The organism is Haladaptatus sp. AB643, from assembly GCF_024136975.1.
Classification (GTDB): Archaea; Halobacteriota; Halobacteria; order Halobacteriales; family Haladaptataceae; genus Haladaptatus.
The window spans coordinates 452,717-474,892 of sequence record NZ_JAMYJW010000001.1; the positions used below are offsets into that span (position 1 = coordinate 452,717).

The 22,176-nt window shown below is 62.2% G+C and carries 26 protein-coding genes; 13 read left to right on the top strand and 13 right to left on the bottom strand.

The window, feature by feature from the left end:
• Positions 1-186: 186 nt before the first annotated feature.
• A complete protein-coding gene (locus tag NKF25_RS02315; RefSeq protein ID WP_253225113.1) occupies positions 187-693 on the bottom strand; it encodes a GNAT family N-acetyltransferase in 507 nt (168 codons plus the stop codon).
• A 166-nt stretch (positions 694-859) separates the two neighbouring features.
• Between NKF25_RS02315 and hmgA the strand changes: the two genes are divergently transcribed.
• A complete protein-coding gene (gene hmgA / locus NKF25_RS02320) occupies positions 860-2,071 on the top strand; it encodes a hydroxymethylglutaryl-CoA reductase (NADPH) (protein WP_253225114.1) in 1,212 nt (403 codons plus the stop codon).
• Between the two features lie 282 nt (positions 2,072-2,353).
• Entirely contained in the window at positions 2,354-2,494 is a 141-nt protein-coding gene (locus tag NKF25_RS02325) for a hypothetical protein (protein ID WP_190303700.1), read from the top strand.
• Positions 2,495-2,542: 48 nt separating this feature from the next.
• Here NKF25_RS02325 and NKF25_RS02330 read toward each other — a convergent pair whose 3' ends face one another.
• Positions 2,543-3,064: a DUF5817 domain-containing protein gene (locus NKF25_RS02330; RefSeq protein ID WP_253225115.1), complete on the bottom strand. Its 522-nt coding sequence runs from the start codon at positions 3,062-3,064 to the stop codon at positions 2,543-2,545.
• 504 nt (positions 3,065-3,568) lie between these two features.
• Positions 3,569-3,778 carry a hypothetical protein gene (locus tag NKF25_RS02335; RefSeq protein WP_253225116.1) on the bottom strand — a complete coding sequence of 70 codons (210 nt, stop codon included), beginning with the start codon at positions 3,776-3,778 and terminating at the stop codon, positions 3,569-3,571.
• Positions 3,779-4,010: 232 nt separating this feature from the next.
• Here NKF25_RS02335 and NKF25_RS02340 point away from each other — a divergent pair, with 232 nt between their 5' ends.
• A complete protein-coding gene (locus NKF25_RS02340) occupies positions 4,011-4,901 on the top strand; it encodes a DUF6293 family protein (RefSeq protein ID WP_066140725.1) in 891 nt (296 codons plus the stop codon).
• A 10-nt stretch (positions 4,902-4,911) separates the two neighbouring features.
• On the opposite strand, the gene NKF25_RS02345 is transcribed toward NKF25_RS02340, so the two are convergent.
• Positions 4,912-5,637, bottom strand: a complete 726-nt coding sequence (locus NKF25_RS02345; RefSeq protein ID WP_253225117.1) for a DUF1405 domain-containing protein — start codon at positions 5,635-5,637, stop codon at positions 4,912-4,914.
• Between the two features lie 108 nt (positions 5,638-5,745).
• Between NKF25_RS02345 and pdxS the strand changes: the two genes are divergently transcribed.
• The gene (gene pdxS, locus NKF25_RS02350) at positions 5,746-6,654 is read left to right on the top strand and encodes a pyridoxal 5'-phosphate synthase lyase subunit PdxS (RefSeq protein WP_253225118.1); all 909 of its coding nucleotides are present in this window, start codon (positions 5,746-5,748) and stop codon (positions 6,652-6,654) included.
• 68 nt (positions 6,655-6,722) lie between these two features.
• Here the strand turns inward: pdxS and NKF25_RS02355 are convergent, their stop codons facing one another.
• The 4 genes from NKF25_RS02355 to NKF25_RS02370 all read right to left on the bottom strand — a co-directional run bounded on the left by NKF25_RS02355 (position 6,723) and on the right by NKF25_RS02370 (position 8,673).
• Positions 6,723-6,902, bottom strand: a complete 180-nt coding sequence (locus tag NKF25_RS02355; protein ID WP_253225119.1) for a hypothetical protein — start codon at positions 6,900-6,902, stop codon at positions 6,723-6,725.
• Positions 6,902-7,159: a hypothetical protein gene (locus NKF25_RS02360; RefSeq protein WP_253225120.1), complete on the bottom strand. Its 258-nt coding sequence runs from the start codon at positions 7,157-7,159 to the stop codon at positions 6,902-6,904. Before NKF25_RS02360 ends, NKF25_RS02355 begins: the two co-directional genes overlap by 1 nt.
• A gap of 306 nt (positions 7,160-7,465) precedes the next feature.
• Positions 7,466-7,888 (bottom strand): hypothetical protein, encoded by a 423-nt coding sequence (locus NKF25_RS02365; protein ID WP_253225121.1) that lies wholly within the window; start codon positions 7,886-7,888, stop codon positions 7,466-7,468.
• A 185-nt stretch (positions 7,889-8,073) separates the two neighbouring features.
• Entirely contained in the window at positions 8,074-8,673 is a 600-nt protein-coding gene (locus tag NKF25_RS02370; RefSeq protein WP_253225122.1) for an NUDIX domain-containing protein, read from the bottom strand.
• 128 nt (positions 8,674-8,801) lie between these two features.
• On the opposite strand from NKF25_RS02370, the gene NKF25_RS02375 reads away from it, so the two are divergent.
• The gene (locus NKF25_RS02375; RefSeq protein WP_253225123.1) at positions 8,802-9,266 is read left to right on the top strand and encodes a DUF5812 family protein; all 465 of its coding nucleotides are present in this window, start codon (positions 8,802-8,804) and stop codon (positions 9,264-9,266) included.
• A gap of 9 nt (positions 9,267-9,275) precedes the next feature.
• On the opposite strand, the gene NKF25_RS02380 is transcribed toward NKF25_RS02375, so the two are convergent.
• Positions 9,276-9,416: a phage terminase large subunit family protein gene (locus NKF25_RS02380; protein ID WP_253225124.1), complete on the bottom strand. Its 141-nt coding sequence runs from the start codon at positions 9,414-9,416 to the stop codon at positions 9,276-9,278.
• A 122-nt stretch (positions 9,417-9,538) separates the two neighbouring features.
• Here NKF25_RS02380 and NKF25_RS02385 point away from each other — a divergent pair, with 122 nt between their 5' ends.
• From NKF25_RS02385 to NKF25_RS02400, 4 genes are all read left to right on the top strand, one after another.
• On the top strand, positions 9,539-10,270 hold the full coding sequence (locus tag NKF25_RS02385; RefSeq protein ID WP_253225125.1) for a nucleoside phosphorylase: 732 nt from the start codon (positions 9,539-9,541) through the stop codon (positions 10,268-10,270).
• 63 nt (positions 10,271-10,333) lie between these two features.
• On the top strand, positions 10,334-12,208 hold the full coding sequence (locus tag NKF25_RS02390) for a chloride channel protein (RefSeq protein ID WP_253225126.1): 1,875 nt from the start codon (positions 10,334-10,336) through the stop codon (positions 12,206-12,208).
• Between the two features lie 165 nt (positions 12,209-12,373).
• The gene (locus NKF25_RS02395; RefSeq protein ID WP_253225127.1) at positions 12,374-14,290 is read left to right on the top strand and encodes a chloride channel protein; all 1,917 of its coding nucleotides are present in this window, start codon (positions 12,374-12,376) and stop codon (positions 14,288-14,290) included.
• A gap of 117 nt (positions 14,291-14,407) precedes the next feature.
• Positions 14,408-15,871, top strand: a complete 1,464-nt coding sequence (locus NKF25_RS02400; RefSeq protein WP_253225128.1) for an HPP family protein — start codon at positions 14,408-14,410, stop codon at positions 15,869-15,871.
• Here the strand turns inward: NKF25_RS02400 and NKF25_RS02405 are convergent.
• Positions 15,868-17,055: an NAD-binding protein gene (locus tag NKF25_RS02405; RefSeq protein ID WP_066140751.1), complete on the bottom strand. Its 1,188-nt coding sequence runs from the start codon at positions 17,053-17,055 to the stop codon at positions 15,868-15,870. The two genes, NKF25_RS02400 and NKF25_RS02405, sit on opposite strands and share 4 nt — an antisense overlap.
• Positions 17,056-17,100: 45 nt before the next feature.
• Between NKF25_RS02405 and NKF25_RS02410 the strand changes: the two genes are divergently transcribed.
• The 3 genes from NKF25_RS02410 (at position 17,101) to NKF25_RS02420 (ending at position 18,521) form a co-directional block, all read left to right on the top strand.
• Positions 17,101-17,244: a hypothetical protein gene (locus NKF25_RS02410; RefSeq protein ID WP_253225129.1), complete on the top strand. Its 144-nt coding sequence runs from the start codon at positions 17,101-17,103 to the stop codon at positions 17,242-17,244.
• Positions 17,245-17,465: 221 nt separating this feature from the next.
• On the top strand, positions 17,466-17,741 hold the full coding sequence (locus NKF25_RS02415; RefSeq protein ID WP_253225130.1) for a ubiquitin-like small modifier protein 1: 276 nt from the start codon (positions 17,466-17,468) through the stop codon (positions 17,739-17,741).
• A gap of 3 nt (positions 17,742-17,744) precedes the next feature.
• Positions 17,745-18,521, top strand: coding sequence for a 5'/3'-nucleotidase SurE (locus NKF25_RS02420; RefSeq protein ID WP_253225131.1), 777 nt, complete (start codon positions 17,745-17,747; stop codon positions 18,519-18,521).
• Here NKF25_RS02420 and NKF25_RS02425 read toward each other — a convergent pair.
• The gene (locus NKF25_RS02425; RefSeq protein WP_253225132.1) at positions 18,512-19,426 is read right to left on the bottom strand and encodes a GNAT family N-acetyltransferase; all 915 of its coding nucleotides are present in this window, start codon (positions 19,424-19,426) and stop codon (positions 18,512-18,514) included. The genes NKF25_RS02420 and NKF25_RS02425 overlap by 10 nt on opposite strands.
• On the bottom strand, positions 19,417-20,664 hold the full coding sequence (gene gatD / locus NKF25_RS02430; RefSeq protein ID WP_253225133.1) for a Glu-tRNA(Gln) amidotransferase subunit GatD: 1,248 nt from the start codon (positions 20,662-20,664) through the stop codon (positions 19,417-19,419). The genes NKF25_RS02425 and gatD overlap by 10 nt, the downstream gene beginning before the upstream one ends.
• An 81-nt stretch (positions 20,665-20,745) precedes the next feature.
• On the opposite strand from gatD, the gene NKF25_RS02435 reads away from it, so the two are divergent.
• Positions 20,746-21,219: a hypothetical protein gene (locus NKF25_RS02435; RefSeq protein WP_253225134.1), complete on the top strand. Its 474-nt coding sequence runs from the start codon at positions 20,746-20,748 to the stop codon at positions 21,217-21,219.
• 120 nt (positions 21,220-21,339) lie between these two features.
• Here the strand turns inward: NKF25_RS02435 and NKF25_RS02440 are convergent, their stop codons facing one another.
• Positions 21,340-22,056 carry a metalloregulator ArsR/SmtB family transcription factor gene (locus NKF25_RS02440; RefSeq protein WP_253225583.1) on the bottom strand — a complete coding sequence of 239 codons (717 nt, stop codon included), beginning with the start codon at positions 22,054-22,056 and terminating at the stop codon, positions 21,340-21,342.
• Positions 22,057-22,176: the final 120 nt, after the last annotated feature.

The window sequence follows — 22,176 nt, forward strand, 5'->3', positions numbered from 1 at the left end:
TGAGCGGGTCGCTTGTCTGAGCAAGTGGCGGTTCTCACGGCCGTCGTTGGTGGGGTGTAGCCCTCGAAAGCCCCCTCCGAGCCACGCTCGCACGATTCGCGTGACTGTACCGGTAGCTCCGTGGAAAGTCGCTACGAAAGGATCGAGTTTACCGCGACTACAGTTCCAGATCCCTCCGGCGCAACGTTATCCCGTGAATTGGTGGTGGTAGACGTACTGTTCCCTCGTCCCGCCGGTGAACAGGTCGGTGATGCGCTCCTCGATGCGTTCGAAGCCGTTGGATTCGAGGAACTCGGTTCCGGATTCGCTGTCGGCGAGGACGGGGGCTTTCAGTCGGGTGAGGCCGCGTTCGTGGAGTCGGTCCTCGACCCTGGAGAGGAGGGCGGTGCCGATCCCGGTCCGCCAGTGGTCGGGGTCGACGTAGATGTCGGTCAGTTCGCCCTCGCCGACGCTGTCGGCGTGGGTTTGTGCGGTGGCGTGACCGTACCCGACGAGTTCGTCGTCCGTGGTGGCGACGAGGGTTTCCGCCTCGTCGTCGGCCATTCGGGCTTCGATCTGTTCGACGGTATACCATTGGTTGAACGCGGCATCGTGCTCCTTGGGAGGGAGAAAGTCGTAGGCCTCCTGCCACGCCGCGCGTGCGACTCGGCGGATGTCGGCCGCGTCGCTTGTCGTCGCGGGTCTGATTTCCATACGGAATATGATTCCACGCTGAATCATAGCGTTGGCGGTGGTTTGGAACGGTTCTGCCGTACTCGGGGAATGGAACGGCACCGAATGGGCATGGAACGGCCCCGAATGGATAAGGAACGGCACTGAATGGGCAACTGTTAGGGGATGGAACGACAACCGGCGAATCATGACCGATGCAGACGACCTCGCGGAGCAGGTATTGGCGGGAGACCTGCGCCTGCACGAACTCGAAGACCACACGGATGCCGATACGGCGACGGAGGCGCGCCGGAAACTCCTCGAATCGGAGACGGACGTGACGCTCGACACGGTCGGTGAGTACGCCTTCCCGGCCGAGGACGCCGAGACCGCCATCGAGAACATGGTCGGGACGATTCAGGTTCCGCTGGGTGTGACCGGACCGGTCGCCGTCAACGGCGGGTCGGCCGACGGCGAGTACTACCTTCCGCTCGCGACGACGGAGGGGGCGCTCCTCGCCAGCGTCAACCGCGGTTGTTCCGTCATCGACTCCGCGGGCGGCGCGGACGCCCGCGTGACGAAGCAGGGGATGACCCGCGCTCCCGTCTTCCGCGTGCAGGGTATCGCGGAGGCCGAGACGGTCGTGAACTGGGTTCGGGACAACCGCGACGAACTCGCCGCGGTCGCCGAATCCACGACCAACCACGGGGAACTGCTGGACGTGACGACGTACGTCGTCGGCGACTCCGTCTTCCTGCGGTTCGTTTACGACACCAAGGACGCGATGGGGATGAATATGGCGACCATCGCGACGCGCGAGGCCGCCTCGCTCGTCGAGGAGGAGACCCCCGCGAGCCTCGTCGCGCTGTCGGGCAACCTCTGTTCCGACAAGAAACCGGCCGCCATCAACGCTATCGAGGGCCGAGGCCGGAGCGTCACGGCCGACGTGAAGATTCCGCGTGAAGTCGTCGAGGAGCGACTCCACACCACGCCGGAGGCCATCGAGGAGGCGAACACGCGCAAGAACCTCGTCGGCAGCGCGAAGGCCGGGGCGCTCGGCTTCAACGCCCACGCCGCGAACGTCGTGGCGGCGGCGTTCCTCGCGACCGGGCAGGACGCCGCGCAGGTGGTCGAAGGGAGCAACGCGATCACGACCGTTCAGGCCCGCGAGGACGAACTGTACGCCAGCGTCAGCATCGCCAGTCTGGAGGTCGGCACGGTCGGCGGCGGGACGAAACTCCCCACCCAGGCGGAAGCGCTCGACGTGTTGGGTCTCCGCGGCGGCGGCGACCCCGCCGGAAGCAACGCCGACGCCCTCGCCGAAATCATCACCGTCGGCGCGCTGGCGGGCGAACTCTCCCTCCTCGCCGCGCTGGCCGCACGCCACCTCTCCAGCGCACACGAGGAACTGGGTCGGTAGCCGCTAAATTTGGTAGTCGCTAAAACTAGTAGCCGGTAAAGTTGGTAGCCGGTAAAGTTGGTACTCGGCGAAGTCGGTGATCGGTGGACGGCCGTCGGTAGGATCGCACTTTATTATCAGTTTTTGAGAACGGATTGTAAGGACTCCTTGCCGACGGACCGGCACGAAAAACAACATAAAATCAAGAAAAAAGTACTAGAAATTTATTGTACGGGACCTCGAAGGTGCTGTCGGTGCGTGTGGGGGAACGGCTCCCGCCGTACCACCAAATGGTGACTCCCGATGGCAACATCCTCCCACGACGGGGACGCGCCGATAACCGACTCCCGGGCATATCATGTCCTCCAGTTCCTGAAGCTGTTGCTCACAGTCGTCACACTGCTCGTCGCGGTGTGGAAAGCGCTGAGCGGCCCGTTCCCGTAAGTCGGGTCCGTCCCGACTTTCGTCGATGAAGAAGAGGGGGAGTCGATTTCAGATACGGCGGTACCGGCCCCGACTCTCGCTGATCTCTCCCCGCCGAGCGAGTTTGACGAGTGCCTTCTCGACGTACTCCCCCGAAACCCGTCGCTCGCTCGCGTAGTCGAGAATCTCCTCCTCGGTCGGTTCGTCCAACACGTCGAGAGCGTCCAACACGACTTGCTTCTTGCTCGTTTTGTTTCCCCGGCGCTTCGTTCGCTCCCCGGCGGCGGCGACCTCCTCCGTGTTCAGTCCCGAACGGTCGAGGAACTCCTCGTCGTCCATCCCCGCCTCGTCGGCCTGTTCGTCCAACGCCGAAAACGAGTCGAGTTCCGCGAACGCCTCGCCCTGTCCCTGCCGATTGGCGAGCATCGACGCCCGCAACTCCCGGGCGTGGTCCTCGTCGTCCGTCTCCACGAACTTCTTCAACTTCCGGAACTGCCGTTGTTTTCCACACCGCGGGCAACTCGTCGTCTTCGGCCGCCCCTCGACGATCCACAGGTTGCTACAGCCGTTGCAACCCACGACACTGTACATACCGAGAGTTGGTGTCCCATCCGTGTTCAACCTTCTGCGAACACGACGACACACAAAATCCCGTTCACTCCGAATAGACGTACTTGGTAATTCTGCGATTGCAGTTACTGGGAAGCAGACCTCGAAAGCCCCCGCCCGCTCGCGACCGCTCGCCAACATCTTCCCTCGGCTCACTTCGTTCGCCTCGGGAAGAGGGGTTGACGAGACGACCAGGTAAACGCGAGCGGGCGGCCCCTTTCAATCCCACCCCACACCGCCACCGCATCGCTTGCTCGCGGGCCGTGCCCGCTCGCTTGCGAGGTTCCGGAGGAACCTCGTCTGCCACACCCTCCCCAGCCGATGCGCTCCACTCCCTACAGTCGTTCCGCTCATCCCTCGCGCGCGCCGCCCAGTTGGACGGTCGGGAGCTTTCTGGGCCTTCTTGGTCGCTTCTGAGCTCGAACCGTGTAGCCAGTTCGCACCAAAAAAGAATATCCAGCCGCCTCTAGCATCTCCTAGCCCGCTTCACGGTGTTTCACGCCACGAACGACCGGACGCGTACCGTCGCTGGGCGTGAACCGAGATATCCCGGACGAGCAGCCCTCGCTGCTTGAAATGCTCGTGGATCAGTTCCAACAACTGCTCGTCTACATCCTCGCGGTCAATGCCTTTGAGACAGAGAACGGTTTGTGTGGTGGCGATACGTTTTTCATCAGAAGTTTCGTTGTTTGGCATGCTTCGATAGCCTCGAAGCACACGAGGTCAGTGCCTTGAACACTGGCCTTTCGGCGGATACCTCGTCTGCTTCGTATGGGATTATTGACTATGGGGAGTTAATTCTATTGGTACTGACGGGTACGAAATCCGACGAATTTGGTCCTCCAACGCCGTCCGTCCCGCACTCGAAGTCGTCTTTCCGAGACCCGTTGACGACGACTTTAAACCCGTTTCCCGAGAATCCCCGCCCATGCAGACACACATCGTCCCGGTCGGGTTCGATTACGACCGGCTTATCGCGCCGCTGGTGCGCGACCAACTGGACGTTGACCGGGTCATCCTGTTGGAGGGCGCGGTGGGGAGCGAGGCGAACGTGGAGTACTCCCGTAACCTCTCCCGGAAACTCGGCAAGGACTTCGAAAACCTGCTCGGGGCGGAAACGGAACGCGTCGTCATCGAGGACGTGTACGACTACGACACGGCGTTCGAGCAGGCCTATGAGCGCATCAACGCCGAACTCGACGCTGGCGGCGAGGTGTGGGTGAACGTCAGCGCCATGCCCCGGACGGTGAGCTTCGCGTTCGCCACCGCGGCCCACTCCATCATGGTCGAGCGACAGGAGGACCGCGAGAAGATTCACACCTACTACACCGCACCCGAGAAATATCTGGAGACGGAACTCGCCGAGGAACTGCGCGAGGAGACGGAACTGCTCGAATCCGTGCTGAACGGCGAGGTGGACGAGGAGCGCATCGAGACGCACCTCGAACACGCCCGCGACCTGCTCTCGGAGTTCGACGAGCGCGGGACGACCATCGGCGCGAAACGGGTCGGAACGGGTCACATCGTGGAACTCCCCGTGGCGTCGTTCTCGAACGTCAAACCGTTCGAGGAACTCATCCTGTTCACGCTCGGCGAGCACGGCCAGTTCGAGAGCGTGAGCGAACTCGCACAGACGCTGGCCCGCGACCTGAACGAGGAGTACACCGACAGCTTTCGGTCGAAGGTCATCTACAACGTGGACCGCCTCGGCCCGGGCGGAAAGGGCTACATCGAACAGGAAGAGGAGGGGAAATCCTACCGCACGCGACTCTCACGAATAGGGGAGTTGTGGGTTCGCTCGCACACGAACGACGAATAACTCCGATTCTTCAGTCTTTCACCCTCGACTCCAACTTCTCGATTCGCGTCGTGAGAGCCAGGAACGTCGCCAGCAACGTTATCACCACCGCGCCCGCCGCGGCGATTCGGTGCGTGTGGACGGGGTGGTTGAACCAGCCGTTCGCCATCAGTTTCTGTGCTGGCAGTGCGGTGTGGTGGGGCGTTCCGACGATGGGGATGAAGTAGTCCACGACGTCGTTGAAGCCGTACCAGAGGACGGCGAACGAGATGGCTCCGACCGGAAAGCTACTGTAGCGATAGATGAGGAACGCCTCCACGACCATCGAGAGGTGACTACAGAACAGGAACGCGTACATCGGCCCGCTCGTGTCCTGGAGGAACCCGTTGTGGAACACGGCCAGCACGAACGGCGTCCAGAGGCCGAGTTGGAGACAGCCGAAGAAGGCGAGCATGTTCATCCACTCGTTGTTTCGCCCGAGTTTCCACAGGGCGAGCGATATCGCGATGAACAGCGTGGCCATCGGGCTGTCCGGAACGAAGAGCCACATGGAAGCCGGTTCGACGCCGAACTGCCACGTCATGAGCGGGTCGGAAAAGGGGTACGGATGAAAGCCGTAGTACCAGAAACCGAACGCGGTGCCGATGAGATTGATGATAACGATTGGCCACGCCATTCGCAGGCCGAAATCCTCCAGCCACTCTGGTAGCGGCGCGACGTACCGCGGGAGGGTTTCGCGGGCCGGAAGGCTCGTCATACCCTCGGCGAGGAATTGTCGTCCCAAAGAGGCTTCGATTGGCGTTTTGACTGGTTTCCCCGTGTCGCAATCGGTACGTCTTAACCCCCGGCTTCGTTAGGGTCCACCATGGCAGAGCCAACCGACATCGAGGAACTGAAGCGCGGCACGGAACTGGTCAAGCGCGGCTTCGCCCGCATGCAGAAAGGCGGCGTCATCATGGACGTCGTGAACCCCGAACAGGCCCGCATCGCGGAGGACGCGGGCGCGGTCGCCGTCATGGCGCTCGAAGCCGTCCCGGCGGACATCCGGAAGCGCGGCGGCGTGGCGCGGATGGCCGACCCCGCCGACGTGGAAGAGATCATCGACGAGGTTTCGATTCCCGTGATGGGCAAGGCGCGAATCGGCCACACGACGGAAGCTCAGATCCTCGAATCCATCGGCGTGGACATGATCGACGAGTCCGAGGTCCTCACCCCCGCTGACGAGGCGTACCACATCGACAAGCGCGAGTTCACCTCGCCGTTCGTCTGCGGCGCGCGCAACCTCGGCGAGGCACTTCGCCGCATCAACGAGGGCGCGGCGATGATCCGCACGAAGGGCGAGGCCGGAACCGGCGACGTGAACCAAGCCGTCCACCACCAGCGCACGATCAAAGGCGCGATTCGGGAGCTTCAGGGCAAGACCCACGAGGAGCGCGAGATGATCGCCCGCGAACTCGAAGCCCCTGCAGAACTCGTCCACGAGACGGCCGAAGCTGGACGACTCCCCGTCGTCAACTTCGCGGCCGGTGGCATCGCGACGCCCGCCGACGCGGCGCTGATGATGCACCACGGCTGTGACGGCATCTTCGTCGGCTCGGGCATCTTCGGTGCAGAGGACCCCGTACTGATGGGCAACGCCATCGTGGAAGCGACGAACAACTGGGACGACCCGGAGCGCCTCGCCGACATCAGCAAGGACATCGGCTCGGGCATGAAGGGCGAGGCCAACGTCTCGCTCCCGGACGAGGAGAAGTTCCAGGGCCGCGGCAACTGAGAACGCAGCGAATTCCGTTTTCGATATTTTTCTCCCGTCGAGAGCGACTCGCTCGCCCGGCCATCGGTTCAGTCGGTTTGCTCGTACGTCATCCGAACCAGCCTCTCGACGCCACCCTCCGGGATTTCCATCTCCGGGTCGAACAAATCGAAGCCGACCGACTCGTAGTACGGCACCAGTCCACGACGACAGAGCAGGGACAGGCCGACGACGTTCTGGAGGTCGGGATGGTCGACGACCGCCTCCATCAGGATTTCACCGAACCCCTCGCCCGGTGGTCCGCGGCGACGATGACATCGAACACGTTCGCGTAGTACGTGTAGTCCGTTAACACCCGTGCTGCCGCGACGAGGTTTTCTTCGTCTTCGACGCCGATGGCGACTTCCGTTTCGGCGAGGGCAGTTCGAACGTCGTCCACCTCGCGGTCATCCCACCACTCGTACTCCTCGTAGAGTTCCGTGAGTTCTTCCGCATCGCCGGGCGTAAGGTTTCGAACGTGGCTCATTCGTCACACCTGTTTCCCATGACGAAATAATTCTCTTTTGATACATTGGGGAGTGTTAGCACGGCTCTCTGACGGCTTTTTCGTCGGCACCGCTGACGGCGAGAAGAGGCACGGAAAATCGGCTCTGTTGAAACCTTCATCAGATGACAAAAGCGCCGTGCTGATGAGAGGATGTATTCAGCAACTCCGCCTCGTTAATTTCGCCCACTTCAGAGTGTGACATCTGCTAAGGAAGTTGGCTCACTCTTCAGCGCAGATCTCGGTCAAAACCTCGCAGTGTTCGAGAGAAGCAGCGACCGGGTTGGATTACTCGTGTGGAGTGACAACTTCTGTTGCTTTCGGCCAGAGAACGTCCCGAGCCACCGATACAAGGGAGAAACTCCACATAAAGGCAAGGCCGAATTGAGGAACGGTTTGGAGGAGCGTTGGTGGAAGCAGTATCCAGAGTACAATCGTCGTGATCCCAGTCAGAACCAGTGTAACTACCGTTGTACGAACATCGTTTTGTGATTCGAACTGAATCAGGCCTAAAACAACACTCGTCGTGATCCCAGTAACTACTCCGAGTGTAATCGCCGCGACTGTTGCTTCCACCGAGACGATAGTTCGAACCGGCTCTTGGAGTAGCAGGAGGGACGTTATTACAAGTGTGAACCAGAATGCCCGGAGGGAGTTCGACCGTTGCTCTGCGTCGGTTGGCTGAGGGGTTGTGGAGAGCAATCCAGTCATCAGGATGAAAGAATATCTCGGCAATCATAAGCTTTCATCCTGTACGCAGCGATTCAGAACCGACCTCGTGACCGATCTGCGCCCGCTATTCGGCAAGACAGTTGAATCCTCACATCGCGTAAGGGTTTCCACGAGGGCGAAAAATCGAACTCGCGGTACTCGAACTCACGATTTCCGAACGCCTGTTACTCGAAATCCCGCCGCATGGCGATTTCGAACCACGGGCACAGGCGAAGCTGACGGTACCAGCGCGGGTTCTCGTACAGGCGCTCGTAGGGCACCCACATCACGCCGCCGACCTCCTCCTCGACGGGGTCGAGCGAGGTATCGGTGAGGGTGAGTTTGAGCACTGAACAGACCTCGTGTTCGACGCCCTCCTGCGGGTAGTAGCGTTTGTATTCGAACTTGTCGGTCACGCGCAGGTCGTCGTACTGGTCGGGCGAGATGCCGAGTTCCTCTTCGAGGCGCTGGCGGGTGGCCTCCTCCTGGGACTGGCCGGGGTTGGGGTGGGAGGCGACGGTGCCGTCCCAGTAGGTGTCCCAGAGGCGCTTCGTCGGCGACCGCTGGGCGAGCAGGATGTCCCCGTCCTCGTTGAAGATGAGGGCGGTGAAGGCGCGGTGGCGGATGCCGTCGCCCATGTGGGCGTCCAGTCGGTTGACGATGTCCAGTTCGTTGTCGTCCCCGTCCACGGCGACGACGTTCTGTCGGGCGTTCTCGTGGCGCTCGTCGGTCGCGGCGCTCTCGGCGCTGTCATCCGGCGAGTCGGCGGCATTCTCAGTGCTCATACCGCTATAGAGAACCATCCGTTTCAAACGTTCTTCGGAAACCATCGACAAATCGTCGGAGAGCGTTCCGCGATGTCCCGTTGGACGGGAGCGCAACCCGGAAAAGGCACCGCGTCATACCACCCGCCATGACCGAGAAGACGAGCACGTTCCTCGTCACCCACGCCGAAGAGGAGTCGGCAGTGCTGAAGGACGTTCACGACGGACAGGTACACACCCTCTCGACCAACCCCGGCGTCGAAACGGACGACGCAGTCGAGGCGACCGTCGCCCCGGAACCGCCGATGGAAGTGACGTGGGAAGTCGTCGAACTCGACGAACGACGGCCCCTCACCGTCCACGAGAGCGACGAACCGCCGACCAGCCACGAACGGGAGGTCGCCGCCGAACAGGACGTCGGCGACCTCGAACGAACCGAACGCGCCGGAATCGGCGAGATTCACGTTCTATCCGTTCCGCCGGAGGAGACCGAGCACGCCGTCGCTGACGTGCTGGACGACAAGGGGACGCTCGCACGCGCCGCCCGATTGGGAGTCAACCGCGTCGAAATCCGCTCGGAGGACGGAACGGTGAGCGTTCGGTACTTGCCGTAGAAGTCTTCTTCACCCGTTGTCGCTCACGCCGAGGATCACGCCGCAGTGGGGACACTCCCACACCGTCGCCGCGCTGAACGTGTGGCGGGCGGTCGCGTTTCCTTTGGCCAAGTTCTCTATCTCATCGCCGCAATCAGGGCAGTGTGACATCGGATTCCGGTTTTCATTCAAAATACATAACAGTATTTGTTAGGGGTACTCGGAACTTCGAGAACGCGACATCCTCACTCGCTACAGCTAACCTTTTCTATCTCACCTGAAAACCCTCGGCCATGGCAATGCAACCGCACCTGCTCGTTGACGAGGGCGACCTGAACGACATCGCGCTGATCCCCGGCGACCCCGGGCGCGTGGACCGAATCGCGGCCCAGTGTGATTCCTCGGAAGTCGTCGCCGAGAACCGCGAATACAAGGTCGTCAACGCGGAGTACGACGGCGTTCCGCTCACGATCTGTTCGACCGGTATCGGCTGTCCCTCGGCGACCATCGCGCTCGAAGAGATGCACGCCGTCGGCGTCGAGACGGTCATCCGCGTCGGGACCATCGGCGCGCTCCAGCAGGACATCGAAATCGGCGACATGATCGTCGCCACGGGTGCGGCGAAGGACGAGGGGACGACCCGCCGTTACGAGAAGGACACCTATCCGGCGGTGCCGGACTACGACGTCCTCTCGGCGCTCGTGGATTCCGCGGAGAGCAACGAGGAGGACGTTCACGTCGGTCCCATCGCGTCCGACGACGCGTTCTACGCCGAGACCGACGAGTACGTCGAAGCGTGGGAGGAAGCGAACATCCTCGCCGTCGAGATGGAGGCGGCCGCCGTCTTCTCCGTCGCGCGCCGGAAGGGCATGCGCTCGGGTGCCATCTGTACCGTCGATGGCAACCTCGTGAAAGGGACCCAGAAGGGAACCGACACCGAGGACGACGAACTGCCGGAGAAGGCGAAGAACAACGTCGAGCGCGCGATCCGAATCACGCTCGACGCGGTCGTCTCGCTGTCGTAAGTACGGCCGTTTTTCGTCTGGCGGACCACAAGAGTGTAGCAACTCCCCGTCGTGTTGGTGTCCATGGCTGGAGGGCGAGGGGGCGACGACCCGGCAGTGGACGGTGTTCCGTCCCTGTCTCCATCGTCCCTACGGTCGTTCCCGTTGGACGGCGACCTTCGGATGCTCGTTCTGTCCCTCGCGACCGGAATCGTCGCCGGATTCGGCGCAGTGGTCTTTCGATTCGCCATCTGGATCGTCCAGGAACTGTTCTACGGACCGGCACTCAATCCCGGCAGCGTCGAGTTCCCGCTCGTTGCGGTTCCTAACGCCTTTTCGGTCCTCGCGGCCCTCGGTCCCGTTCGGTTCCTCCTGCTTCCCGCCGTCGGCGGTCTCATCGTCGGCGTCGTCATCAAGTTGACGTCGCCGGAGGTCAGGGGAACCGGGGTCGCGAGAGTGCTCGAATCCATCCTCGTTCGCGGCGGCCAAATCGACCCGAAAGTCGCGGTGTACAAAACGGTCGCGTCGTCCATCGCCATCGGGAGTGGTGGGTCGCTCGGCCGCGAAGGACCCGTCGTCCAAATCGGCAGCGCGGCCGGGTCGTTCTTCGAGCGGTACGTGGAGCGTCACGCCTACACCCGGACGTTGGTCGCGGCGGGAGCAGCGGGGGGAATCGCGGGAACGTTCAACGCACCGCTCGGGGGCGTCATGTTCGCGTTGGAAATCCTGCTCGCCGAATACTACCTCCAAAACGTCATCGCGGTCGTGTTGAGTGCGGTGACGGCGACGGCAGTCGCTCGGGCGTTCCTCGATTTCACACCGAAACCCGGTGTTCGTGCGTTCCTGGTGCCTATTCAGTACCACCTCGTCTCTCCGCTGGTCGAATACCCGCTGTACATCGTACTCGGTCTGCTCGTCGCCGTCGTCGGTGCTGGCGTCGTGAAACTGCTTTACGGTACCGCACACGTGTTCGACAGATTCGACGTTCCCGCCGCGACGAAACCCGCATTCGGTGGAGCGTTGCTCGGCCTTTCGGCACTCATCACGGCGGCCGTGTTCGGCGTCTCCGACCTTCGGAGTGCGACGTGGCTGTTCGGCGTCGGATACGATACGATACGTCACAGTATCCTCGGGAACTTCGGCATCGGGTTGCTGTTGGTACTCGCGCTGATGAAAGCCGTCGGCTTTTCCCTCTCGGTCGGCAGCGGCAGTTCCGGCGGCGTGTTCTCTCCCTCCCTCTACATCGGCGCGATGCTGGGCGGGACGTACGGCACCATCGTCCACGCGTTCGTGCCCGGAACTGCCGGGCCGGGTGCCTACGCCCTCGTCGGGATGGGCGGTATCTTCGCGACGTCCGCACGCGCGCCGCTGACGGCGACACTCATCATCTTCGAGTTGACCGGCCAGTACGACATCATCCTCCCGCTCTTGCTCGTCTGCGTTCTCGGCAACGAACTCTCGGACCGTCTTCTCCACGGCAGTACCATCTACGTCGAAAAACTCCGTGAGCGTGGAATCACGGTCCAAGAGCGGCGTATCGGGAGTTTGGAAGACCTGTGTGCGAGCGACGTGATGACGACGAAGGTCGAGACGCTTTCGGAGGACCTGTCCATCGAGGAGGCGATACCGACGATTCGAACCAGCGACCACGGCGGTTTTCCGGTCACCGATGAAAACGATCACATCGTCGGTATCATCACGTTGACCGACCTCGAACCGTTCATGACCGGGCGTGTGGAGGGGGAAACCGACAGACCTGAGGCGGAACAAACGGTCGGCGATGTCTGTACTACGGACGTCTGTACCGTCCACCCGGACACGAACCTGCTCTCGGTCGTGGACCGGATGGAATCGCTAGATATTGGTCGATTGCCAGTGGTGGACGACGGTACCGTGGTCGGTATCGTCACACGGAGCGACGTGCTGGATGCGTACGACCGAATGCCGTCTTTCGTTTAGGATTGTCCACTTCTCGCGTCGTCTCTATACCGAAAGGGAATTCCCCCCTGGCTCAGTATAGGCACATAAATGGGGTTATCGAGCGCATTACCTATCCTTTCCAGCTCAAATTCGAAGTCAGGTGATAGTTCATCCGGGCTCTCACTCAAAGACGAAGAAATCCGGATGAACCTCATCGCAATCGTCATCGGCGTTATCGCCGGACTCGGCGCTGTTCTTTTTCGACTGAGTATCTGGGCGGCACAGGAAGTCTTCTTCGGACAGGAGCTCAACCCCGGCAGCGTTCAGTTCAACCTCATCGATATCCCCAACGTCTACGCCGTACTCTCGTTTCTCGGCCCGCTCGAACTGCTCTTGATTCCGACCATCGGTGGGTTGCTCGTCGGTATCGTCATCAAACTCACGACGACGGAGGTCAAGGGCAGCGGCGTGCCGAAGGTCATGGAATCGATGCTCGTCCGTGGGGGGAAGATCGACCCGAAAATATCCGTGTACAAGACCGTTGCATCGTCCATCGCCATCGGCAGTGGTGGATCGCTCGGCCGTGAAGGGCCCATCATTCAGATCGGCAGCGCGGCAGGTTCGTTCTTCGGTCGATTCATGGATCAGAAATACACCCGAACCCTGGTGGCCGCCGGGGCGGCGGCCGGGATCGCGGGGACGTTCAACGCGCCGTTGGCGGGCGTCATGTTCGCGCTGGAGATCCTGCTCGCCGAATACTACCTCCAGAACGTCATCGTCGTCGTACTGGCCTCCGTGATGTCCACCGCAGTCGCGCGGACGATCCTCCAGTTCACCCCGAGTCCCGGTGTTCAGGAGTTCCTCGTCCACGGCGTCAACAACGGAAACGGCATTCACTATCACATGCTGACGCCCGCGTTGGAGTTCCCGCTGTACATCGTGTTCGGCTTCATTATCGGAGTCATCGGCGCTGTCATCGTGAAAACCCTCTACGGCACCGAACACGTCTTCGACCGCCTCGACGTGCCCGAGTACGTGAAACCGGCCGTCGGCGGCCTGCTCCTCGGGGGAACCGTCCTCTTGAGTGCCGTCTTCCTTCACGAGACGCCGATCACGACCGCCGATTGGTTGTTCGGTGTGGGATATACGACGATCCACACGGCCATCGCGGGCCACCTCTCGCTGCAGGTCATCCTCGCGCTGGCACTGCTGAAACTGCTGGCGTTCTCCTTTTCGGTCGGCAGTGGCAGTTCCGGAGGGGTCTTCTCGCCGGGACTCTACATCGGCGCGATGGTCGGTGGCGGGTTCGGTATCCTCTTCAGCATACTATTCACCGATATCTCCCACACGTTCGCGTTCGTCCCCGCCCTCGCAATCGCCGGGGCTGGAGCCTACGCCCTCGTCGGGATGGGTGGCGTGTTCGCGGCGACGGCACGCGCGCCGCTGACGGCGACGCTCATCATCTTCGAGTTGACCGGGCAGTACACCATCATCCTTCCGCTCCTCGTCGTCACGGTCATCGGCAGTATCGTCACCCAACGACTGCTCAACCGTGGAACGATCTTCACCGAGAAGCTCCGCGAACTCGGTATCACGGTTCAGGAACGACGTATCGGGAGCCTGGAGGACTTGTGTGCAAAGGACGTGATGACGACGAAGGTCGATACGCTATCGGTCGGGGGCAGTTGCGAGGACGCCCTCATGATGTTCCAACAGACGAAACATCACGGGCTTCCCATCGTGGACGAGGACGGAAGCCTCGTCGGAATCATCACGCTCACCGACCTCGAATCCGAACTCACGAACTCCATCATCCACACCATCGAAGGCCGTGAGGAGATCGACCTGCCCGACGAGGACCGGTCACCGGTCGAGAAGATCGGGTCGACGGACGTGCTGACCGTGCCGCCGTCTGCGAACCTGCTTTCCGTCGTCGATATCATGGAGAAACTGGACGTCGGTCGCATTCCGATCGTGGACGAGTCCAACCACCCCGTCGGCATCGTCACTCGAAGCGACATCCTCGACGCCTACGACAACGTGCCCGAACTGTCGCGCAACGAGGTGGAAATCCCGGTCGTCACCGACCCGAAACTCCCCAACACCAGCACGGACAAGTAAATCGACTCGGGCGGACGAACGAAGCGGATTCTCGACTTGGGTGGACGAACGGAGCGGATTCGGTCAGGGGCGAATTGGCAGAAACGAATATGCCCCGGGGTGGACAACTCTTCTCCGATGCGAGAATCGCTGCGGACGATGTACGAGCGCGTGCTGTCCCGCCTTCGCCGGACCAGACGCCGTGAGACGGAGGAATTTCGTCGCTGGTTGGAGACGAGCGCGAACCTTCGTCACCTGACCGCGCTCTTCGCGCTTCCGCTTCTCATCGCCGGGATCACGGCGATTTCGGACCGCGTGTCGATGCTGTCGTTTCTGCTCTATCCGCCGCTCGCTTCGGGAACGTACACCCTGTTCAGCGACCCGAACGGACGATACGCTTCGCCTCGAAACTTCGTCGGCAGTCTCGGAACGGGTGCGGTGTGTGGCTGGTTTTCGGTCTACTTCTCCGAGACGTACCTCCACATTCCCGACCTACAGCCGTTACACGCACATCCGATAACCGCCGCACTGGCCGTGTTTCTGACGCTCGTGACGACGTGGTCGCTCTCGCTCGAACTCCCGGCGGCGTTCTCGACCGCGTTACTCGCCGTCGTCGTCGGCGTCCACCAACCGACGTACGTCCTCAGCGTCATCATTTCGAGCCTCATCGTCATCTCGATTTTCAGCGTGTGGCACACCGAGGTGTACCAGAAACGATCGCGCTACCTGTATCAGTCCACGAGCGGCGACGACCACGTTCTGGTTCCGATGCGCGGCGAGTACGCAGAAGGGGCGGCGATGTTCGCCGCGAAACTGGCGGCGGCACACGACGCCGGTAAGGTCGTCCTCATGGACATCGTGGACGAGGACGCCATTGAGGAGGCGAGGGGAAGCGGGGAATCGAGCGAAACGGAGACGCTCGTCATGGAACCCGACGACGAGGCCGAGACACAGGCGGCGGACGAAGCGGCGACCGCCCTCGAACGACAGGCCCAACGGATTCGAACTCGGATGGGTGTCGCCTGCGAAGTCATCGTCGCGAGCGACGACCAAACGCGGCCACGGACGATACTGCGGACCGTCCGGGAGGAGAACTGTGACCTCGTCGTCGTTCCGTACGAGGACGAACACGGTGGACTCTCGTCGTTCGTCCGGACGCTGTTCCGCGGGCGAACCGACGCCATCGTGTACCGTCCCAGCGTGGCACCCGAGCCGACTGATTCCACCCGACTCGATTGGAAACGGATTCTCGTTCCCGTCCGGAGAGCGAGCGATACTTCCCACGTGATGCTCGATTTCGCACAGCGACTAGCCGGGAAGACCGGAACGGTGAGCGTCTGCACCTGCATCGACCGCGAATCCCAGCGGCGAAGCGCGGAATCGACCCTCGCCGACCTCGTCGAGGCGTTTTCGGGGTCGTTCGAGACGCGAATCTCCCGCCACGAAATTCTACAATTCCTCTCCGCGAACGATTCCCACTACGACCTCATCATCATCGGGGCGAGCACCGACAGGAGCGCCGCATCGCGGTTCATCTCGCCACCGACGTTCGAGCGACTGCAGGAGATCGAGTGCGACGTGGCGGTCGTACACCGGGGCTAACGCTCGAAATCCGTCAGCGTTCGATTCGATGCGTCGCCGGACAACTGTTCGGCCATCTCCTCGACGTGCTCGCCACCGAGCGCCGCTTGCACCAACATGCGACCGATGAGTGTCGGACTGACGACGATGTCCGCTCCCGCCCGACGCAGTTTGTTCACGTTTTCGCGTTCGGTGGCCGCCGCCACGATTCGAATATCGGAATTCAACTGCCGGGCGGTCAGCACCCCGAGCGAGTCGGCGGCGTCGTCCTCCGTGGCGACGAGCACCGACTTCGCTCGGTCGATGCCGACGCGCCGGAGCACGTCCTCGTCGCTCGGGTCGCCGTGGACGACGACCTTCTTCCGCTCGCGGAGTTCGTCCGCGAGGTCGGAGTCCTCCACGACGACCACGTACTCGGTCGTGCCGCCGAGTTCGTCGAGTATCGATTCCGTGAGCAGGTGTCCGTAGCCGAGGACGAGCAAGTGGTCTTCCATGAGGTCGATGTTCGAGTTCGGTGATTTGCCGAGCGCGCTGGCGAAACTGTTCTGCACGATGGGCGCAAAGAGCACCCCCAACGCCGCCGCGAAACTGCCGGTTCCGAAGACGACGACGGTCATCGCGAACGCTCGGGTAGCCGGAGTTGTCGGTTGAATGCTCCCGTACCCCACCGTGCTGGCGGTGAGCAGGGTGAAGTAGAACGCGTCGAACCACGTTCTGAGGTTGTTGAAATCCCCGCGGAGCGCGTACGCGCCGATGGTGCCGTACAGTTGCGCCCCGACGACGGCGACCGCGGTGGCTATTTGGGCGGTGGAGAGCTCTATCGGCCGCTGGAATCGCCCGCGGACGAGGAACAACACGGGCACCGTCACGAGCGCGAACGCGACGAGCGGAAGCGAGTACGGCGTCGATTGTAAGAATCCGTGAAGGACGGTGATCGGCACCAACAGGGCACACGAGTACCACGCGGCGCGGAACCCCCGCCGCAGTCCCATCGCGGCGATGAGCAACAGAAACCCGACGATGGTTCCGGTGTACGACGTCGTTTGCCGGACGGCCTCCGGAATCAGTCCGCCGAACAATCTACCGCCGGTCGACCCCGTCGCCGTCGTGACGAGACCCGTCGCTATCGAGAGGAGCGCGACCCCGATTACCAACCACACTACGACACGTGCCGACGTGAACCGCCGTCGGAACCCCCCCGCCATACGACCATGGGTGCAACGCCCGGTGGGATAAATGGGGTGGTCGATGTGTCATCCATCGACGGAACGGTATTCACGGGACGCCGCTACAACGAAACGGGAACGGACGTTTTCGTGATGATATCCGTCAGCGTGCCTGACCGACCGCTCCCGAGCCAACGACATCACGGCCCCACCGGTCGAACGCCGTGATCGTCCATTCTCGACGCGAATCAGGGCGTCCCTACGATGCCGTAGGCGATGGCTACTATCCTCTCGGTCGTCATCGCCTTCCCCGGGCGTTTATGTAGGATACCGGAACCAAACCGGTTCGATGGTCGTCACTGCCCTCGTGGTCCTATTCGCTCACTGGCTTCTCCACGGTCTTTCGTGGGAAAGAAACTCACTTCCCGTCTCCGACCGTCGTACCGACTATGCAGTGGAAACTCTTCGCGGATCTGGCCGAGATCGCCGGCGACAAGGAGGTGCCCGTGGACGCCGAGCCGGGCGATTCCGTGGGCGACGCGTTGGACGCCCTTCTCGCACCGCGGCCGGAACTCGAACATCGCGTTCTGGACGACGATGGCCGCCTCCAAGACCACATCAACGTTCTCCGAAACGGGACTGACGTCTTCTCCGAAGACGGCTTGAAAACCCCGCTCGAACCGGGCGACGAGCTGGCGCTCTTTCCCCCAGTGAGTGGTGGGTAGCGCGTGGACGTTCTCCTGACGAACGACGATGGCGTCGATGCGCCCGGCATCGACGCCCTGTACGACGAACTTTCGACCGTCGCCGACGTGACTCTCGTCGCCCCTGCGGAGGACCAGAGCGGGGTCGGCCGGTCGAACTCCCACACCGTCGAAGTGGACGACCACGAGCGTGGTCTCGTCGTTCACGGGACTCCCTGTGATTGTGTCGCTGTCGGTGTCCGAACGCTCGATACGGATCCCGCCGTCGTCGTTGCGGGCTGTAACGACGGGCCGAACTTCGGCGCACACAAACTCGACCGCTCGGGGACCGTCGGGGCCGCGAAGGAAGCCGCGTTCCTCGGCATCCCGGGAATCGCGGTTTCGGCCTACGACCCCGTCGATGGTGCGCTCCCCCGACTCGACCGTGAAAACTTCGCACAGGCGGCCCGAATCACCCGCGCGCTCGTCGAACACGCCGAGGCCATCGATTCGGGGACGTATCTGAACGTCAATGCCCCCGTTTCGGACGGCTCTCCGAACGTTCGAATCACGTACCCGGCACACGATTTCGACGTACGAATCGAGGACCTCGACGGAGACGACCACGATGCTATCGCACTCGTCGACGAGTTCTACGACCCGCTTCGGCCGGACCGACCCGAACCGCTGGAGGACCCGGTCGGAACCGACCGCCGGGCGCTCGCGGACGGGGAGATAAGTATCTCGCCGCTCGGCATCGCACACGAGTTACGGGATACGGAAATCGCCTCGAAAATAGCCGGTGCGGTCGATCAGCGGTAGTCCTTGGTCAGATCCATTCCCATCACGAAGTCCGGTTCCCCATCGACTTCTACGCGGCAGTAGGCCGTGTCGCTCACGAACCGCGGCGTTTCGGGGACGAGCGTTCGTATCCTGTCCGCGCCGCGCATCGCGGCGTCGCGGGCCATCGCGGCGAACAGCGAGCGGGCGGCGTCGGCATCCTCCCACGCGCTGATGGTATACTCGGCCCACAGTTCGGGTTCGCCGTCCTCGTTTTTCCGCTCTTCCTCCCGGAAGAAGCTAGCGAATCCGCGCGTTCCGTTCTCCCGCACGACGAGCAGTTCGTCGTTTTCGGCACTGCGTTCGAGGTCGTCGCGGGTCAGTTCCGAGAGCGCCCACGATTCCTCGAAGTCAAGGGCGAGGCCCTGAAGGTGTGACCGCGCGTCGCTTTTGGTCCAGTATCCCCACGCGGCGTCCGGGTCGTCGGTCACCGTCATGGCCGGGTCGGCGTTCGCGTCGGGTTCGGGGTAGGCCCACCGGAATTCGGTAATCGGCTCGTATCCGGTCGCCCGTGACTGTCCGAGTCCCGCGATGTTCCACGAGAAGACCATGTTGCGGAGCGTGGTCGCACCCTGTTCGCGTGCCCAGTCGAACAGTTCGCTCGTCATGCGGTTTGCGATGCCTTGGCCACGGAAGTCGGGGTTGACACGCATTCCCTGTCCCCACGCTTCCCACTCGGAGAGCATGACACACTGGACGATTCCGGCGATGGCGTCCCCGGCGTCGGCGACCACGGTGTAACGGTCGTCGCCGTCTATCCAGTCGTGGTAGACGTGTGGAATGTAGTCGCTGCTGTCCCGGTCGGACCACGTGTCCTCCGTGAACGCCACGACGTCATCGTAATCGTCGTGCGTGGCCTCACGGAGTTCGATGCAGCTTACTCCCATGGTACCGACCGCTCGGTGATCTCGCCCGCGATTGGCGTCCGCATGGTCTTCTCGGGCGTATCGCTGTTCGCGAGCGCCCACATCAGTTTCACCTTCGCCGTTCCGGGGAGCATGTCCTCGCCTTCCACGATACCCGCATCGAGCAAGTCGCGGCCCGTGTCGTACACGCGATCACAGACGCGCCCGCCGATGCATTGGCTGGTCATGACGACGGTCGTTCCGTCGTCCACGAGTTCGCCGATTCGGTCGACCCACTCCGAGTGGACGTGGCCCAATCCGGTCCCTTCGAGGACGAGTCCGGCCTTGCCTTCGGCGTAATCGAGCGAATCGACGGTCATGCCCGGCGTGAACTTGATGAGTTCGACTTCGCTTTCGATGTCGTCGTCGAGCGCCAGTTGCTGTGCGCCGCGTTCGTCGTAGTCCCGTCGGAAACGGACCGTGACGTCATCGGTGCTGTAGTCCACTTCCCCGAGCGGTTTCGCGCCGATGGTTTCGAAGGCGTCCCGGCGAGAGGTGTGGTTCTTCCGGACGCGCGTGCCGCGGTGAAGCGAACACACGTCGTCGCTTTCGCTCCCGTGCATGCAGACGAGCACTTCCGCGCAGTCGGCTTTCGCGGCCTCGACCGAACAGACCGCGTTCATCACGTTGTCCGAGGACGGTCGGTCGGCCGAGCGCTGACTGCCGGTGAACACGATGGGAACCGGCGTGTCGAGCATGAACGAGAGGGCGGATGCGCTGAACTGCATCGTGTCCGTCCCGTGCATGACGACGACGCCGTCCGCCCCGTTCTCGATCTCCTCGTACACCGCGTGGGCCAACTCCTGCCACACGTCGGGCGTCATGTTTTCGGAGAGGATGTTGGCCACGACGCGGCCGCGGTAGTTCGCCCGTCCGGCGAGGTCGGGGACCGCACGAAGCACGTCTTTGGCGTCGAACTGGGCCGTCACCGCGCCGGTTCGGTAATCGACCGTCGAGGCGATGGTTCCGCCGGTACTGATGAGAGAAATCGTCGGCAGGTCGGGGTCGAACTCCACGACCGACGAGTCGTCCGATTCCTTGTCTTCGATGTCGTACACTCCCGATTCGAGCACATCGACGGTCGCGTCGCCGCGGTCGATACCGACGTTGTAGCCACCATCGAGTTTGACGACGAGGTTCGCCGCCGTCGTGGATGGAAGCAAAACTCCCTCGTAGGTTTCGTCCGCTCGCTCGACGCGAACGCGGTCTCCCGGATTCATATCTCGGGGTAGCGCGGCGTTCGACTTCAATCCACTCGTTTCGGGGAAAGGCACATTACCTAACGGCGTCAATTCGGAAACATGACTCAGCGCACTCGGACGCGCGAAACCGATACCGATGTCTCAGACCTCCTCAACGACATCGACGGCGGGGAGGGGACCGAGGCGACGAGCAGCGAAAGCTACACGACCCGAGCGAAAAAGCGCGCTGGGAACCTGTTCTCGGTTCGCTACTTCGGCCTTGCGACGCTCCTCCTCGGCGTGGCGATGTTCTTCGGCGGCGTCATCCCAATTCTCGGTAGCGTGGCTGGCCTCGTCGCCGTGTTCGCCGTCTCGTTCGTCCTCGGGGCGGTGACGAGCGACTCGAAGATCGTGGAGACGGCGGTCGCCGGTGGCATCGCTGGCGGGGTCGTCTTCGCGCTCAAGAACATCGTCGCGCTCTCGGTCGCCGGATTCCCCATCTTCGCCATCGGTCTCGTCGCCGGTCTCGTCGCTGGCGGTCTCGGCGCGTACTTCGGCGGCGACCTGCGCGATGGCTTGACCAAGGACCTGTAGTCGGTCGATTCTGTTACTCGTTTTCGTCGCGTCACTCGTACCCGGTTCGTGATTCCATACGACGGCGTGTGCACTCGTCGGGAATGGTTCCTTAGATGTCCGTGCGTAGAATTCGATCCGTTATCCGGACAGCGTCCAGCTTTCGCCGTCCTGTTCCACGACTCCGCGCTCCGCCATGCTCCCGAGGTGGTTCTCGACGATGTGTTCCGGCGCGTTCGCCTCCCGACTGATCTCACGGGTGGTCTCCGAACCGGCGGCGAGCGCGGCCAAAATCTCCGCGCGAATCCGATTTTCGCCGTTGCCGTCCACCGCGTCGCTCAGCGAGTCCAGAACGCTCGTCATCCGCCCGTGCACCCAGCGTTGTGCGAGCGATAACTCGCTCTTCAACTCCTCCAAACTGTTGAGCTCGGACGCGAGGTCGGCGATCTTGCTCGCCTCCGAGTCGCTCATCTGCTCGACATCCTCGCCGTCTTCGTCGTCCTCGTCCTCGACCTGCTCGTTGAGGTATTTGACGTTCAAGGAGAGATACTGGCACGAACTCACGTCGAGGTTGGCGCTCGCGGGATACGCGCTCTTCATTCCGAACTCGTAGGGAGAGACGTCCACTTCGAGTCGGAGGTTCCGTGAGATGTTGAAGTATTTGCGACGCTGGTCGTCAGTCCGACTTTCGACTAGTCCTGCCTCCTCCAGTTTCCGAAGGTGATCGATGACCGCCTTCGGACTGACGCCGAGATAATCGCTGATCTCGGTCACGTAGCAAGGCTTGTGTGAGAGGAGCCGCAGGATACGCCGTCGGTTTTCATTTCCGAGTATATCGAGCAACGCGGCGGAGTCCATTCGCGTCTTCATCTTGGCAACCCGAACGGAAAAGGGTGTCTCTCGGTAGTAAACGTCGATTTCAGGTGAAATATAGGGTATCGCGTCCGATTTCCTCGATCCAGCGGTCGTTTTAGTTTC